We start from the raw sequence: 14585 nt of genomic DNA, 5'->3' as shown, positions 1-14585 counted from the left end.
CCCTGCACGCATCCGGGACTGGCCGGATGGCCGCATTATACTGCATCTGTGTGACGATTGCCGGATGACGCCCTCAGGGCGAATCGCCCGGGCGAGACCGTGCCACCACTCTATGCAGCCAGATTACGGGAATGAGGCTTACGGCCACAATGATCAGCGACCCGGTCGAGGCCTCGGCCAGCCGTTCATCGCTGGCCAGTTGGTAGACCCGGACCGCTAAAGTATCAAAATCGAAGGGCCGCACGATCATCGTGGCGGGCAATTCCTTCAGGACGTCGACGAAAACCAGCAGGGCGGCGGTCATCAGGCTGCCGCGCAGCAGCGGGGCATGCACCCGGCGCACAACACCCAGCGGCGTTTCACCCAGTACGCGGGCGGCTTGGTCGAGGCTTGGCCGTATGCGGTGCAAGCCGCCATCGACCGCGTTGAAGGCCACCGCCAGGAAACGCACCAGGTAGGCATAGAACAGTGCCGCCACCGTGCCGCTTAGCAGCAGGCCGGAGGAAACGCCGAACAGGCTGTAGGCCCAGTGGTCGACGACATGATCGAAAGCGGCCAGTGGCAACAGCACGCCGATGGCGATCACCGAACCCGGCACGGCATAGCCCATGGTCGCGAGCCGGATCAGCCAGCTGGCGGCCCGGTTGTTGGCGACGCGATGCATGTAGGCAAGGCCGAGCGCCACCACGATCAGCAACACGGCGGAAACGCCGGCGAGAACGAAGCTGTTGACGGTGAAGCCGGCGAGCCGGCCGAAGCTGAAACCATCGCCTTCGACCCATGCCAGATGGAACAGCCAGCCGCCGGGCAGCAGGAAACCCAGCAGGATCGGCAGGAAGCAGGCGAGGATCGCAAGTGTCGCCTGCAGCGGCCGCAGCGGGCGCAGCGGCAGCGGTCGTGTGCGCGCCGAGGTGTGATGAAATCGCTTGGCTTGCCGGCTGGCGCGTTCCAGCATCACTGCGGCCAGTACGAAGATCAGCAACACGGCCGCCAGCTGCGCGGCGGCTGTCACATCTCCCATGCCGAACCAGGTGCGATAGATCGCGGTGGTGAAGGTGGGCACGCCAAGCCAGCTGACCGCGCCGAAATCGGCCAGCGTCTCCATCAGCACCAGCGCCACGCCGCCGGCGATCATCGGGCGTGCCAGTGGCAGCGCAATGCGCCAGAAGCGCGTCCACGGCCCCAGGCCCAGCGTGCGGCCGACTTCCAGCACGCAGACCGACTGATCGAGGAAGGCGGCGCGCGCCAGCATGAAGACGTAAGGATAGAAGCCGAAGACGAAGAGCGCGATTGCACCATTCAGCGACATGAAATCGGGGAACCAGTAATCGCCGCGCTGCCAGCCGAAGGCATGGCGCAAGGCGGTCTGCACCGGCCCGGCGAATTGCAGCAGGTCGCTGTAGACGAAGGCGCTGACATAGGCTGGCATGGCGAGCGGCAGGAACAGCGCCCAGGACAGCAGGCGCCGGCCGGGAAACTCCGTCATCGTGACCAGCCAGGCGCAACCGGTGCCGATCACCATTGCGCCCAGTCCGACGCCGACCATCATCAGCACGGTATTGCGCAGCATTTCGGGCAATACGGTGGAGACCAGATGCTGCCACACATCGGGTGCCGGCCGGCCGAGATTGATCAGGATGGCCAGAATGGGGGCCGCGATCACCAGGGCGACCAGTGCGGCAAAGGCCAGCCATGCGGCTGTCTGGCGGTTGCGCAGGGGCAGCAGCGAAGTGGAGGGCAGAGAGGGGGGGGCGGCAAGATCGGTCACTGCCCTGATGTAAGCCATGTGCGATCCATTCGCAAATGTTCGGTCCGATGAACCGTTCGGCGGTATGGCTGGTGTTGCCGGCCGGGCGGCCCATCACATAGGATACTGCCGTGCAGGAGGGGGCGATGACCGATCACAGCCGGTTCGTTCGCATGGCTCAGGGCAAACCGTCGGAGGCGCAATTGCGCTATCTGCGGCGCGGCCTGCGTCAGCCGGGTGGCAAGCTGCCGCTGTTTGACGAACATGGACAGCAGATCAGCACGCATACCATCGAATCCTGCGTCAAGGCCGGCTGGGCCGAGCCGTGGTTTGAAAACCCCATCAAGCCCGACTGGCTTGTCTGCAAGCTGACATCTTCGGGCCGCGCGCTGTTCGACATCAGGCATTGATCATGATTTCTCGTTTTTCCCGTCGCGCCCGCTTGCTGGCGCTGTCGGTGTCCGTTCTCGCGCTGCTGCTGGCCGCAGAGGCCACCGCACGGCCGAGCGACCGTTTCTCGGTGCCGCAATCGCCCTCGGCAGCGCCCGTCGATGATCTGCCCGCGCTGCTGCGCCGCGCCGAGGCGGGTGATGCCGACGCGCAATACCAGGTCGGGATTGCGTACCAGTTCTCGCTCGGCACCCCGCGCAACGATGCCGCCGCGCGCAGCTGGTTTGCGAAGGCGGCGGCGCAGAATCATATCCGTGCGCTGGCCAGTCTGGGCTACATGCTCAGCGTTGGCGCCGGCGGTCCGGTGGATGTCGCGGGCGCGGAAAAGGCTCTGCGCCGCGCCGGCGAAGCTGGTGAAGCCTCAGCCTGGGCCAATATGGCCGAGTTGGTACTGCATCAGCGGCCGGCGGAAACAGCCGAGGCGATGGCGCTGCTGGAGCGCGCGGTTGCGGCCGGCGCGACGAATGCACGTTACCGCCTGGGGCGGTTCCTGATCGAGGGCGAAGTGATTGCCGCCGATCCGGCGCGCGGGCGCAAACTGCTAGACGAGGCGGCGGAGCAGGGCCATCCCCTTGCCGAAACCTATCTGGCATATCTGATTTATGAGGCCCGCGACGAGGCGCAGGCGGGCCGCGGCTTTGCTCTGGTGCGTCGCGCGGCGAACGCCGATCTCGCCGTGGCGCTCAACGAGCTGGGCCGCTACCACATGGCCGGTTTTGGCACATCACGCGATCCGCGCCGCGCGGCATCGGCATTCGCCACAGCCGGCGAACAGGGTGAGCCGAGCGGCTGGTACAATCTCGCGCTGCTGCACAATGACCCGCAATACGGCATGCATAATCAGGTGTTGGCGCGCCAGGCTGCGCTCCGCGCAGCAGATATGGGACATATCCCAGCCGCCGGCCTCGCCGGGCAGATGCTGTTCAAGGCCGAAGGCGGTCCGCGCGACCGTAGCGCCGCACGACCCTATCTGCAGCGCGCGGCCGAGGGCGGCATCGCCGATGCGCAGAGTTTGCTGGCCGGTCTGCTGTTCAACGGCGATGGCGTGCCGGCCGACCAGACAGCGGCGATGGACTGGTGGGAAAAGGCCGTCGCCCAGGGCCATGGCGCCGCGGTGAACAATTTCGCCACCTATCTCGCCACCGGGCGCGGCCGGCCGGCCGATCCGGCGCGGGCGCAGACGCTGATCGCGGCGCAGGCCGAGGCCGGCTATGCGCCGTCACAGTTCCGCTGGGGGTTGTGGCAGGAACAGGGCTGGCAGGGCACCAGGAAGGATCTGCCGGCGGCGATCCGCTGGTTCCGCCGTGCGGCCGAAAACGGTCATGCCTCGGGGGCTTTCAAATACGCCGCCTATCTCGAGGCCGGCGAGGGCATCAAGGCTGATATCCCGGCGGCCCGCCACTGGTATGGCATCGGGGCGGAGGGCGGCAATTCGGACGCGCAGTTCCAGCTTGCCCGCATGCTGGAGGCCGGCGAGGGCGGCGCGGCGGATCCGGCTGCCGCCCGGCGCTGGCTCGACCGGGCCGCGAAACAGGGCCATCCCGAGGCGCTGTTCGTGCTGGGCGACCTGACCTATCGCGGTGAGGGGCGGCCGGCCGACCCGGCGCTGGCCTGGGCCTATCTGCGGCTGGCCGAGGAATACGGCATGGCCGAAGCCGGCGGTAACCGCCGCTACATCGAAAGCCGGCTGCTGCCGTCAGAATTGGCCCGCGCCCAGGCTATGGCGCAGCAACTCGCCGCCGGCATCCGCCGCGAGCGGGAAGACGAATAGCGAGGAGGACCGCATGTTTCCCAGTCTGATGCCTCTGGCTTTGGCGGCGCTCGCCTGGGTGCTGCTGCATGTCGTCGTGGCCGGTCCGCTGCGGCCGGGTCTCGTCCACCGGCTCGGTCTGCCCGGCTACCGTGGGTTGTTCTCGGTGCTGAGCGCCGTGGCTCTGGCGGCCCTGATCTGGACCTACGGCCGGGCACCTTATGTGGAATTCTGGCCAGTCAGTTCGACGCTCGCGCTGATGCCGCTGCTGGTCATGCCGGTCGCCGTGCTGCTGCTGGTCGGCAGCCTGCGCGCCAGCAATCCGACCATGGCCGGTCCCGACATGGTGCTGAAGGGCGAGCTGCCGGTGCGGGGCATGACGAAACTCACGCGGCATCCAATGCTCTGGGCCTTCAGCCTGTGGGCAGGGAGCCACATGATCGCCAACGGCGATGCGGCACACTGGCTGCTGGCCGGCGCGATCCTGGTGACGGCGCTGAACGGGATGATGTCCATTGATCGCAAGCGTGCAGCGCAATTCGGCGAGCAATGGCAAAGATTTAGAGAGAAAACCTCGATCTGGCCGCTGCAGGCGGTTTTGCAGGGCAAAGTACGGCTCAGATGGTCGGATATCAGAATTCTGGATATTTTAATTTCTGCAGTACTTTACGGGGTATTTATATATGGGCATGAGAAGCTGCTTGGCGTGCCGGTCTTTCATCCATGATGTTCAAGATACAAAATTGTAATTATAAAAAATATAATAGGAACAGTATATTATATAATATAAATAATCTGAAGTGTGAGATCTGATGGCGCGCCGTGCCGCAGGACGATTTATCGGCTGGTTTCGGCCAGCCAGAGGCCCCGGCGATCCGAGCCTGCAGGAGCAGTTATACGCCGCGATCCGCAAGGCCGTGCTGGCTGGGGAGTGGTCGCCCAGCGAACGCCTGCCCTCCAGCCGGACACTGGCGGCCGAGCTGGGGCTTGGCCGCAATACCGTGATGGCCGCCATCGAGCGGCTGGTGGCGGAAGGCTACCTGGACAGCCGCCGGGGTGCCGGGCTGTTCGTGGCGGCCGACCTGCCGCCAGAAGGCATGATCGACGGGGCAGCCAAATCCTCCGAACCGGTCCTGTCACGCCGCTCGGATCGCTTCACCCAGCTACACGCGGAAGGCGAGACTTTTCCCGGCCAGTTTCCGGCCCGACCCTTCGCGACCGGGCCGCTGGCGCTGGACGAATTCCCCCTCGACCTGTGGCGGCGGCTGACCGCCCAGACCCTGCGCGGGGCCGGGGCCGCCCGGCTGCTGGCCAACGGCCCGGCCCAGGGCCTGCCCGAATTGCGCCAGGAGTTGTCAGGTTATCTGACAAATTCCCGGGGTGTCGTCTGCACGCCGGAGACCATCGTGGTCGTCTCCGGGGCCCAGCAGGCGCTCGACCTGATCGGCCGGCTGCTGCTCGATCCGGGCGACGCCGTGGCGGTGGAGGACCCCGGCTATGTCGGCCTCCGGGAGGCGCTGGCCGGAGTGGGGGCGAAGCTGCATCCGGTGCCGGTCGATGCCCAGGGCTTCGACCCGGCCGCGCTGGCCAAATTGCAGCCGGCGCCCAAGCTGGTGATGCTGACCCCCTCGCACCAGTTCCCGCTCGGCATGACCTTGCCGCTGGCGCGCCGGCTCGCCCTGCTCGCCGAGGCGCGCGCCCGTAACCTGTGGATCGTTGAGGACGACTACGATTGCGAGTTCCGCTATGGCGGCCCGCCGCTGCAGGCCCTGCAGGGGCTCGATGGCGGCGAGCGCGTGCTTTATGTCGGCACCTTCAGCAAGGTGCTGTTCCCCGGTTTGCGGCTTGGTTATGTGGTGCTGCCGCCGGCGCTGGTGGAGGGCTTCCTGCGGCTGAAGGCGACCGCCGACGGGTTTGCCCCGCCGGCCTCCCAGGCGGTGCTGGCGCGCTTCATCGCCGAGGGCCACCTGGCGCAGCATGTGCGGCGCATGCGTGTGCTGTACCGCAAGCGTCGCGCCACCCTGCTGGCGGCCCTGCAGCGCGAGGCGGCTGACCTGTTCGAGATCGGCGCCACCGAGGCCGGCCTGCATCTGGCCGTGCGCTTCCGTGACGGCAGAGACGACCGCGCCGCTGTCGAAGCCATACGGGCGGCCGGGCTGAGCGCGATGCCGCTGTCGCGCTATGCCATCGCCCGCCCGGTCAGCGGTCTGGTGCTGGGCTTTGCCGCGTTTCCTGAAAACGAGCTGGATGTGGCGGTTCAGCGGCTGGTCAAAGTCCTCAGGTAATCCGGTAATGCCACGCCGGCGCCCAGCTGTGGATCGGGTACCGGCATGGCAAAGCCCTGGGTGAAGGGCAGCACGCCGGCCCAGGCCGGAATCGCCATGTCCTCCGCGTCGTCTTTCGGCGGGCCGCTGCGGATTTTGGCCGAGGCTTCGTCCAGCGGCATGCGCAGTACCATGGTGCCCTTCATCTCCTGCCTGTTGGGCGCGCGGATGTCGGCCCAGCGGCCGGGCGCCACACGCTCGGTGAAGGCTTCCAGCGCCGCCATCTTGTGCTCGTCGGGAATTTTCTCGAACACGCCCATCGCCACCACCGAACGGTAGTTCATCGAATGATGGAAGGCCGAACGCGCCAGCACCAGGCCGTCGAGCAGCGTGACGGCGACGCTGGCCGGGATGCCGGTGGCCAGCGCCATGGCCATGCGGCTCTTGGTCGAGCCGTGGATGTAGAGATGGTCGGCCTCGCGCCAGTAGGCGGTCGGGATCACCATCGGCTGGCCGTCATGCACGAAAGCGACATGGCAGACATACCCGGCATCGAGAATGGCGTGCAGCGTGGCGGCATCGTAATGGCCGCGGTCGCCGACACGGACGACGCGGCTGCGTGGGCTGGGGGCAATCTGGTTCACAGTAGACTCCTTGGGGGAACTCCTTGTCGGCCAAAGGGATAGCCGGCATCAGGCTCCAAAATAAGCTCCAGTTTTAGTAAATATCATGGGGCCAGAATATCCCCCCGGCGTTTGCGCGGCGGGCACCGGCATGCTACAGGCCAGCACTGCACAATTCGCCGGGCATGCCTTGTGGGGCGACACCCGGCCTTTTCATCTCTCGGAGTTCGATGCGGTGTGGGACAACCTGCTGATGCTGGGCAAGGGCATTGTGGCGGGCTTCATCATCGCTGCGCCGGTTGGTCCGGTCGGCGTGCTGTGTGTGCAGCGCACGTTGCACCAGGGCCGCATCGCCGGCCTGATGTCGGGCCTTGGCGCCGCCATCGCCGATGCCGCCTATGGCTGCGTCGCCGCCTTCGGCCTCAGCCTGATCTCGAACTGGCTGCAGGCGCATGAAGCGACGTTCCGCCTTTGCGGCGGCCTGTTTCTGCTGTTCATGGCCTGGCGCATGCTGCGCGCGGCGCTGCATCCGGAGCCGACCGTCTCGGCCGATCGCACCTATAACGAGCGGCCCATTGCCTGCTTCGTGTCCACCTTCATTCTCACGGCGACCAATCCGATCACCATCGTCGCCTTCCTTGGCATCTTCGCCTTTTTCGGCATTGGCGCGTTCGGCCTGTCGAATGCGATGGCCCTGTGGCTGGTCCTCGGCGTGTTTGCCGGTTCGTCGGTCTGGTGGCTGTCGCTGGCGGGGCTGGCCGGTGCGTTCCGCCAACGCCTTGGCAATGGCGGCCTGAAATGGATCAATGGGTCTTCGGGCCTGCTGATGCTCGGCTTCGGCCTGTATGGCATCGGCAGTTTTTTACTGAGGTAAAGACAGCACAATGACGAGTCAGCATCTGGAACTGCCGCCGATCGAAGTGACGCCGAAGGATCTTTCAGCCTATCGCACGGGCAATCGCGGCGTCGATTACGTGCACACCTTCGATTCGGGCCGGCCGGGTCCGCATGTGATCGTGAACGGCCTGACGCATGGCAACGAATTCTGCGGCATGATCGCCGTGACGCACCTGTTCGAGCACAACATCCGCCCGCGGCGCGGCAAGCTGACGCTGGCCTTCGCCAATGTGGATGCCTATCACAACTTCGATCCGGCCAAGCCTTTCGACTCCCGCTATGTCGAGCGCGACTTCAACCGCGTCTGGGATACCGACACGCTGGAAGGTCCCGATGCCACCGTGGATGTGAAACGCGCCCGTGCGCTGCGGCATATCTACGCTGAGGCCGATGGCCTGCTCGATCTGCATTCCACCTCCTATGCCGTGCCGTCGATGCTGATCTACGAGCCGCATGCCAAGCTCGATCCGCTGGCCCGCCATCTGCATTCGCCGCTGCATCACGTAATCCTTCCGGGTGTAAAGCATCCCGGCCGGCCGCTGATCCAGTACGGCGCATTCGGGAAAGCTGACGCGAGTCCGCTCGCAGTGGTGGTAGAGTGCGGCCAGCATTTTGCACGTAGCAGCGGCGAGATCGCGATCTCCGTCACCATGCGCTTCCTCGACTTCTACGGACTGATCCCGACCGATCTCGCGGCGCAATACAAGGCCGAAGCCGGCGCGCCGAAACGCTACGAAGTGACCGACGTGATGGTCGCCAAGACCGACCGCTTCCGCTTTGCCGGCGATTTCATTGGCTTTGAGGAATTGCCCGCCGGCGCCCTGATCGCCACCGATGGCGATGAGGAACTGCGTGCGCCGGCGGAAGGCTGCACGCTGGTGATGCCGGCTCGCCGGATCGTGAAGGGCAGGGATGTGGTGTCTCTGGCGCGCCGCCTGTCGTAAGTGCACCCGCATTTACCATGTCGCGCAGCGCCCGGAATATGAACCATTCCGGCGCAGATTGGTCCATTTACCCGCGGCGTTAATTCCGCCCGGAAGTGCCTTAAGGGCAGGCACGGGGCCGTTTTTTTGGCCCTGATGTTTTTACAGTCAGCAGTAGACGTATATACGTCCCCCCGCCTATGATCCGCCCAGCGCTGCAGGCACCGCGGGGGCGGGCCTGTCAGCATTCGGTCTGAAAATACAGGTCGATATCATTCGTTGGGAGAAGGAATAGGGGACGATGCAAAGCAAGTTCTTCAAGGCGTCGCTGATTGCAGCGGTTGCCACGGTCGCTCTGCTCGGCGCACAGCCGGCTTCGGCCAAGACGTTCAAGTGGAGCAATGACGGCGACGTCAGCTCGATGGATCCATACGCCCGCAACGAGACGTTCCTGCTCACCTTCATGGCCAATGTCTACGAGCCGATCGTGCGTCGTGACCGTAACCTGAAGCTCGAGCCGTCGCTGGCGACGAAGTGGGGCAACCCGAGCCCGACCCTGTGGCGCTTCGAACTGCGCCAGGGCGTGAAGTTCACCGGCGGTGAGGCCTTCACGGCCGACGACGTGGTGTTCTCGTACAATCGCGCGATGGGCAAGGGCTCGAACCTCGGCGGCAACTTCACTTCGGTGAAGGAAGTGCGCAAGGTCAGCGACTTCGTCGTCGAGATCGACACCAAGTATCCGGATCCGCTGCTGGCCGATAAGCTGGCGCTGATCGGCATCATGTCGAAGGCCTGGGCTGAGAAGAACAATGCCCAGTTCGCCGCCGACATGACGAAGAACGAAGAAAACTTCGCCACCCGCAACTCGAACGGCACCGGTCCCTTCGTCGTGAAGGTGCGCGAGCCGGACGTGCGTACGGTTCTCGAGCCGAACAAGGGCTGGTGGGACAAGCCGGAACATAACCTCACCGAGGTGATCTTCCAGCGCATCGCCAATGACGCCACCCGTGTCGCGGCTCTGCTGTCGGGCGAAATCGACATGGTCTACACCGTGCCGCCGCAGGATGCCGAGCGCATCCGCAAGACGGCCGGTCGCCGGATCATCGATGGCCCGGAAACCCGCATCGTCTTCCTCGGCTTCAACCAGCAGCTCGACGAGCTGCCGGAGTCGAACGTCAAGGGCAAGAACCCCTTCAAGGACAAGAAGGTCCGTGAAGCGTTCTATCGCGCCATCGACGTTGAGGCGATCAAGCGCACTGTCATGCGTAACCAGTCGCGTCCGAGCGCCCTCATGGTGGGCCAGGGTCTGAATGGCTACGACAAGGAACTGGACGTGCGTCCGAAGTTCGATCCCGAACTGTCAAAGAAGCTGCTGAGCGAAGCCGGTTATCCGAACGGCTTCGAAGTCGGCATGGACTGCCCGAACGATCGCTACATCAACGACGAAGCGATCTGCCAGGCGTCGGTTGCCATGCTGGCGAAGGTCGGCATCAAGGTGAACCTGCTGGCCCAGACCCGTTCGAAGTACTTCGCGAAGATCCTGCGCACCGCGTCGGATATCGAGAAGTCGCCGAACACCAGCTTCTACATGCTGGGCTGGTCGCCGGCCGCGACCTACGACGTGCATAACGTCTTCGAGTCGCTGATCCAGACTCCGAGCGCCACCAGCAAGAAGGGCCTGTTCAACGCGGGCGGCTATTCGAACAAGAAGGTCGACGAGCTCTCCGACAAGATGGAGCAGGAGACCGACAAGGCGAAGCGCGACGCGATGATCAAGGAAGCCACCAAGGCTTACCTCGATGACTTCGGCTACATCCCGCTGCATCAGCAGTTCGTGGTGTGGGCCGCGAAGGACACGGTCGATCTCGTGCAGCCGGCGGACAACTACTTCCCGCTGCGCTTCGTCAAGATCAAGTAAGCCAGTTATCTCAAACGGACGGCCCGGGCTTCGGCCCGGGTCGCTCCCGTTAGGGACATTGCCCCCATGATTGCTTTTATTGTACGCCGCCTTGTGCAGGCCGCGCTGGTGATGCTGGCGGTCGCCTTCGTCTCCTTCGCGATGTTCACTTTCGTTGGCGATCCGGTCGCCAACATCGTCGGTCAGGACACGCCGGTCGACCAGATCGTCGAGCTTCGCAAGAGCCTGGGCATCGATGACCCGATGCCGGTGCGCTTCGGCCGCTTTGTCGTCAATGCCCTGCAGGGCAAGTTCGGCCTGAGCTATCGGACCACCGAGCCGGTCGGCCGCATGATCGCTGATCGCCTGCCCGCCACCCTGGAACTCAGTCTGGTCGCCGCGATCTTCGCGCTGGCCGCCGGCATTCCCATGGGCGTGTTCGCCGGGCTGTATCCCAACAGCTGGCTGTCGCGTGGCATGATGACGGTCTCGCTGATCGGCATTTCGCTGCCCACCTTCCTGATCGGCATCCTGCTGATCTACATCTTTGCCGTGATCCTCGGCTGGCTGCCGTCGTTCGGTCGCGGCGAGACGATCAATCTGGGCTTCTGGTCCACGGGCCTGTTCACGATCAGCGGCCTGAAGGCCATCATCCTGCCGGCGATCACGCTCGGCCTGTTCCAGCTGACCCTGATCATGCGTCTGGTGCGGTCGGAAATGCTGGAAGTGCTGCGCACCGACTATATCAAGTTCGCGCGCGCCCGTGGCCTGTCCAATCGCGCCGTGCATTTCGGTCATGCGCTCAAGAATACTCTGGTGCCGGTGATCACGATTACCGGCCTGCAGCTGGGCGCGATCATCGCCTTCGCAATCATCACCGAGACAGTGTTCTCATGGCCGGGCGTCGGACTGCTGTTCCTGCAGTCGGTCGTCTATGCCGACATTCCGGTGATGTCGACTTACCTAGTCATGATCGGTTTCGTGTTCGTGGTGATCAATCTTATCGTCGACATGCTGTATTTCGTGGTCGATCCTCGCCTGCGCGCGCAGGGCCGGACAGGGAGCAAGTGATGAGCCTGCTTGCCGAATACTGGCGCCGCGCGCGCGACAGCGACATCTGGTACAGCTTCACCCGCAATAAGCTGGTGATGGTCTCGGCTGCGGTCACCGCGCTGTTCTTCATCGGCGCCTATGGCGCGCCGCTGCTGGCACCGCACAATCCGTTCGATCTGGCATCACTCAATCTCTCCGATGGTTTCAAGCCGCCGGCCTGGGAAGAGGGCGGTGAGCCGCAGTTCCTGTTCGGTACCGATGACCAGGGCCGCGATATTCTCTCGACCATCATGTATGGCTCGCGCACGTCGCTCAGCGTCGGTTTCCTTGCCGTCGTCTTCGCCATGACGCTGGGCATCACGCTCGGCCTGCTCGCCGGTTACATGGGCGGCGCGGTCGATGCCTTCATCATGCGCGTGGCGGATGTTCAGCTGTCCTTCCCGGCCATCCTGATTGCCATGCTGGTCGATGGTGTCACCCGCGGGCTGCTGGGCGCCGACAAGCACAGTCAGGCAGCAATCACCGTGCTGATCGTCTCCATCGGCCTCAGCTACTGGGTGCAGTATGCCCGCACCGTGCGTGGTCAGGTGCTGGTCGAAAAGAACAAGGAATATGTGCAGGCAGCCCGCGTGATCGGCCTGCCCGGGCCGCTGATCGCGCTGCGCCATGTGTTGCCCAACGTGCTGGGCCCGGTGCTGGTGATCGCCACTATCAACCTGGCGCTCGCCGTGATCACCGAAGCTACGCTGAGCTTCCTGGGTGTCGGCCTGCCGCCGACCCAGCCGTCGCTTGGGACCCTGATCAATACCGGCCAGCAATTCCTGTTGTCGGGCGAGTGGTGGATCACCATCTTCCCCGGTGCGGCGCTTGCCATTCTCGTGTTGTCGGTCAACCTGCTGGGTGACTGGCTGCGCGATGCCCTCAATCCAAAGCTCCGGTAATACCCCCATGACCAGCCCGAAGCTGCTTGAAGTAAAAAATCTGCGCGTCGAGTTCCCCACCCGGCGCGGCACCCTTGTCGCGGTGGACGATATCTCGCTCGAAATCTCCGCCGGCGAAGTGCTCGGCGTGGTGGGCGAGTCCGGTGCCGGCAAGTCGATGACCGGCACGGCCATCATCGGCCTGCTCGAACCGCCCGGCCGTATTGCCTCGGGTGAAATCCGCCTCGAAGGTCGCCGCATCGACAACCTGCCCTATGCCGAGATGCGCAAGATCCGCGGCCGCCAGATCGGCGCGATCTTCCAGGATCCACTGACCAGCCTGAACCCGCTCTACAAGGTGGGTGATCAGCTGATCGAGACGATCCTGACGCATCTGCCGATGACTCATTCCCAGGCGCGCGACCGTGCCGTGAAACTGCTGGAAGATGTCGGCATTCCCTCAGCTGCGGAACGCATCAACAGCTATCCGCACCAGTTCTCTGGCGGCATGCGCCAGCGCGTGGTGATCGCGCTTGCGCTCGCGGCCGAGCCGAAACTGATTGTTGCCGACGAACCGACTACCGCGCTCGACGTGTCGATCCAGGCGCAGATCATCCAGCTGCTGAAAAAGCTCTGCCGCGAACATGGCACGGCGGTGATGCTGGTGACGCACGATATGGGCGTGATCGCCGAAACCGCCGACCGTGTCGCTGTGATGTATGCCGGGCGTATCGCCGAGATCGGCCCGGTGCAGGACGTGATCAAGCGGCCGCATCATCCCTATACCGTTGGCCTGATGGGCGCGATCCCGACGATGGGCCATAAGACCGAGCGCCTGACGCAGATCGACGGGTCGATGCCGCGCCTGAATGCCATTCCGAAAGGCTGCGCCTTCAATCCGCGCTGTCCGAAGGTGTTTGACCGCTGCCGCGTCGAGCGGCCCGATCTGATGCCGGCCGGTCAGAGCCACGCCTCCTGCTGGCTGGTGGCGAAGGAGCCGGCGCATGTCTAAGCCCACCCGCACCAGAGACTTCTCCGTTCCGATGCTCACCGTCACCAATCTGAAGCGCGTCTTCGACGTCTCCGCGCCCCTGCTGAACCGCCTGCTGGAAGGCAAGGGTCGCAGCATCGTGCGCGCTGTGGACGGCGTGAATTTCTCGATCAGGGCGGGCGAGACCTTCAGCCTGGTGGGCGAGTCCGGCTGCGGCAAGTCGACCGTGGCGCGGCTGATCGTCGGCCTGTATGAGCCGAGCGATGGCTCGATCAATTTTGAAGGCGTGGAAATCGGCAGCGGCGCCGACCGCGCCAAGCATCCGGACATTCAGGGCCGGATGCAGATGATCTTCCAGGACCCGTATGCGTCGCTCAATCCGCGCTGGCGCGTGGGCGACATTGTGGCCGAGCCGCTGCGCTTCCGCCGGCTGCTCACCAACCGCGCCGAGATCGACAAGCGGGTCGGCGAACTGCTGGCCCAGGTCGGCCTGTCGCCGCTGGATGCGCGCAAGTATCCGCATGAATTCTCCGGCGGTCAGCGCCAGCGCATCTCGATCGCGCGCGCACTCGCCGGCGAGCCGGAATTCCTGGTCTGCGACGAGCCGACCTCGGCGCTCGACGTCTCGGTGCAGGCGCAGATTCTCAATTTGATGAAGGACCTGCAGCGCAAGCTCGGGCTGACGTATCTGTTCATCAGCCACAATCTCGCGGTGGTCTATCATGTCTCCGACAAGGTCGGCGTGATGTATCTCGGCCGCCTTGTGGAATGGGCTGACACCAAGACGCTGTTCGACCGGCCGCTGCATCCCTATACGCGCATGCTGCTGGATGCGATCCCCGATCTCGACATGACCGGCCGGGCCCGCACGCCGGTGGCCGGCGAGGTGCCCAGCCCGCTCAATCCGCCGCCAGGCTGCAGCTTCCATCCGCGCTGCCCGCTGGCCAACGACCGCTGCAAGCGCGAAGTGCCGAAGGCGCTGCCGGTCGAGGGCGGCGCCGTGGCCTGCCATGCGGTCGAGGAAAACCGCCTGCCGCCGTGGAAGGCCCAGGCTGCCGCGTAAGGCTGGC

At 64.7% G+C, this 14585-nt stretch carries 13 protein-coding genes; 11 read left to right on the top strand and 2 right to left on the bottom strand.

Features of this window, described 5'->3' with window-relative positions; genetic code table 11:
- Positions 1-73 precede the first annotated feature (73 nt).
- On the bottom strand, positions 74-1786 hold the full coding sequence (locus FNB15_RS18580; protein ID WP_221932679.1) for an ABC transporter permease: 1713 nt from the start codon (positions 1784-1786) through the stop codon (positions 74-76).
- A 107-nt stretch (positions 1787-1893) separates the two neighbouring features.
- On the opposite strand from FNB15_RS18580, the gene FNB15_RS18575 reads away from it, so the two are divergent.
- The 4 genes from FNB15_RS18575 to pdxR all read left to right on the top strand — a co-directional run bounded on the left by FNB15_RS18575 (position 1894) and on the right by pdxR (position 6232).
- On the top strand, positions 1894-2157 hold the full coding sequence (locus tag FNB15_RS18575; RefSeq protein WP_246068728.1) for a hypothetical protein: 264 nt from the start codon (positions 1894-1896) through the stop codon (positions 2155-2157).
- Between the two features lie 2 nt (positions 2158-2159).
- The gene (locus FNB15_RS18570) at positions 2160-3968 is read left to right on the top strand and encodes a tetratricopeptide repeat protein (protein WP_144258150.1); all 1809 of its coding nucleotides are present in this window, start codon (positions 2160-2162) and stop codon (positions 3966-3968) included.
- A 40-nt stretch (positions 3969-4008) separates the two neighbouring features.
- The gene (locus tag FNB15_RS18565; RefSeq protein ID WP_185973611.1) at positions 4009-4674 is read left to right on the top strand and encodes an NnrU family protein; all 666 of its coding nucleotides are present in this window, start codon (positions 4009-4011) and stop codon (positions 4672-4674) included.
- A gap of 85 nt (positions 4675-4759) precedes the next feature.
- Positions 4760-6232, top strand: coding sequence for a MocR-like pyridoxine biosynthesis transcription factor PdxR (gene pdxR / locus FNB15_RS18560; protein WP_144258148.1), 1473 nt, complete (start codon positions 4760-4762; stop codon positions 6230-6232).
- Here pdxR and FNB15_RS18555 read toward each other — a convergent pair.
- Positions 6205-6855 (bottom strand): pyridoxamine 5'-phosphate oxidase family protein, encoded by a 651-nt coding sequence (locus tag FNB15_RS18555; protein ID WP_144258147.1) that lies wholly within the window; start codon positions 6853-6855, stop codon positions 6205-6207. The two genes, pdxR and FNB15_RS18555, sit on opposite strands and share 28 nt — an antisense overlap.
- A 130-nt stretch (positions 6856-6985) precedes the next feature.
- On the opposite strand from FNB15_RS18555, the gene FNB15_RS18550 reads away from it, so the two are divergent.
- The 7 genes from FNB15_RS18550 (at position 6986) to FNB15_RS18520 (ending at position 14578) form a co-directional block, all read left to right on the top strand.
- The gene (locus FNB15_RS18550; protein WP_185973610.1) at positions 6986-7708 is read left to right on the top strand and encodes a LysE family translocator; all 723 of its coding nucleotides are present in this window, start codon (positions 6986-6988) and stop codon (positions 7706-7708) included.
- 10 nt (positions 7709-7718) lie between these two features.
- Entirely contained in the window at positions 7719-8675 is a 957-nt protein-coding gene (locus FNB15_RS18545; RefSeq protein WP_144258145.1) for a M14 family metallopeptidase, read from the top strand.
- Positions 8676-8955: 280 nt separating this feature from the next.
- Positions 8956-10572, top strand: a complete 1617-nt coding sequence (locus FNB15_RS18540; protein ID WP_144258144.1) for an ABC transporter substrate-binding protein — start codon at positions 8956-8958, stop codon at positions 10570-10572.
- A 66-nt stretch (positions 10573-10638) separates the two neighbouring features.
- Positions 10639-11622, top strand: coding sequence for an ABC transporter permease (locus tag FNB15_RS18535; protein ID WP_144258143.1), 984 nt, complete (start codon positions 10639-10641; stop codon positions 11620-11622).
- A complete protein-coding gene (locus tag FNB15_RS18530) occupies positions 11622-12545 on the top strand; it encodes an ABC transporter permease (RefSeq protein WP_221932678.1) in 924 nt (307 codons plus the stop codon). The genes FNB15_RS18535 and FNB15_RS18530 overlap by 1 nt, the downstream gene beginning before the upstream one ends.
- A gap of 7 nt (positions 12546-12552) precedes the next feature.
- Entirely contained in the window at positions 12553-13536 is a 984-nt protein-coding gene (locus tag FNB15_RS18525; protein ID WP_144258141.1) for an ABC transporter ATP-binding protein, read from the top strand.
- Positions 13529-14578: an ABC transporter ATP-binding protein gene (locus FNB15_RS18520; RefSeq protein ID WP_144258140.1), complete on the top strand. Its 1050-nt coding sequence runs from the start codon at positions 13529-13531 to the stop codon at positions 14576-14578. Before FNB15_RS18525 ends, FNB15_RS18520 begins: the two co-directional genes overlap by 8 nt.
- Positions 14579-14585 lie beyond the last annotated feature (7 nt).

The organism is Ferrovibrio terrae, assembly GCF_007197755.1.
GTDB classification, from domain to species: domain Bacteria; phylum Pseudomonadota; class Alphaproteobacteria; order Ferrovibrionales; family Ferrovibrionaceae; genus Ferrovibrio; species Ferrovibrio terrae.
This window is presented reverse-complemented; position numbering and strand designations above follow the sequence as displayed.

Excerpts from the sequence above, each read along its gene's own strand:
- FNB15_RS18580 (WP_221932679.1), bottom strand. The coding sequence starts at position 1,786 with ATGGCTTACATCAGGGCAGTGACCGATCTTGCCGCCCCCCCCTCTCTG.
- FNB15_RS18575 (WP_246068728.1), top strand. The coding sequence starts at position 1,894 with ATGACCGATCACAGCCGGTTCGTTCGCATGGCTCAGGGCAAACCGTCG.
- FNB15_RS18570 (WP_144258150.1), top strand. The coding sequence starts at position 2,160 with ATGATTTCTCGTTTTTCCCGTCGCGCCCGCTTGCTGGCGCTGTCGGTG.
- pdxR (WP_144258148.1), top strand. The coding sequence starts at position 4,760 with ATGGCGCGCCGTGCCGCAGGACGATTTATCGGCTGGTTTCGGCCAGCC.
- FNB15_RS18550 (WP_185973610.1), top strand. The coding sequence starts at position 6,986 with ATGCTACAGGCCAGCACTGCACAATTCGCCGGGCATGCCTTGTGGGGC.
- FNB15_RS18545 (WP_144258145.1), top strand. The coding sequence starts at position 7,719 with ATGACGAGTCAGCATCTGGAACTGCCGCCGATCGAAGTGACGCCGAAG.
- FNB15_RS18540 (WP_144258144.1), top strand. The coding sequence starts at position 8,956 with ATGCAAAGCAAGTTCTTCAAGGCGTCGCTGATTGCAGCGGTTGCCACG.
- FNB15_RS18535 (WP_144258143.1), top strand. The coding sequence starts at position 10,639 with ATGATTGCTTTTATTGTACGCCGCCTTGTGCAGGCCGCGCTGGTGATG.
- FNB15_RS18530 (WP_221932678.1), top strand. The coding sequence starts at position 11,622 with ATGAGCCTGCTTGCCGAATACTGGCGCCGCGCGCGCGACAGCGACATC.
- FNB15_RS18525 (WP_144258141.1), top strand. The coding sequence starts at position 12,553 with ATGACCAGCCCGAAGCTGCTTGAAGTAAAAAATCTGCGCGTCGAGTTC.
- FNB15_RS18520 (WP_144258140.1), top strand. The coding sequence starts at position 13,529 with ATGTCTAAGCCCACCCGCACCAGAGACTTCTCCGTTCCGATGCTCACC.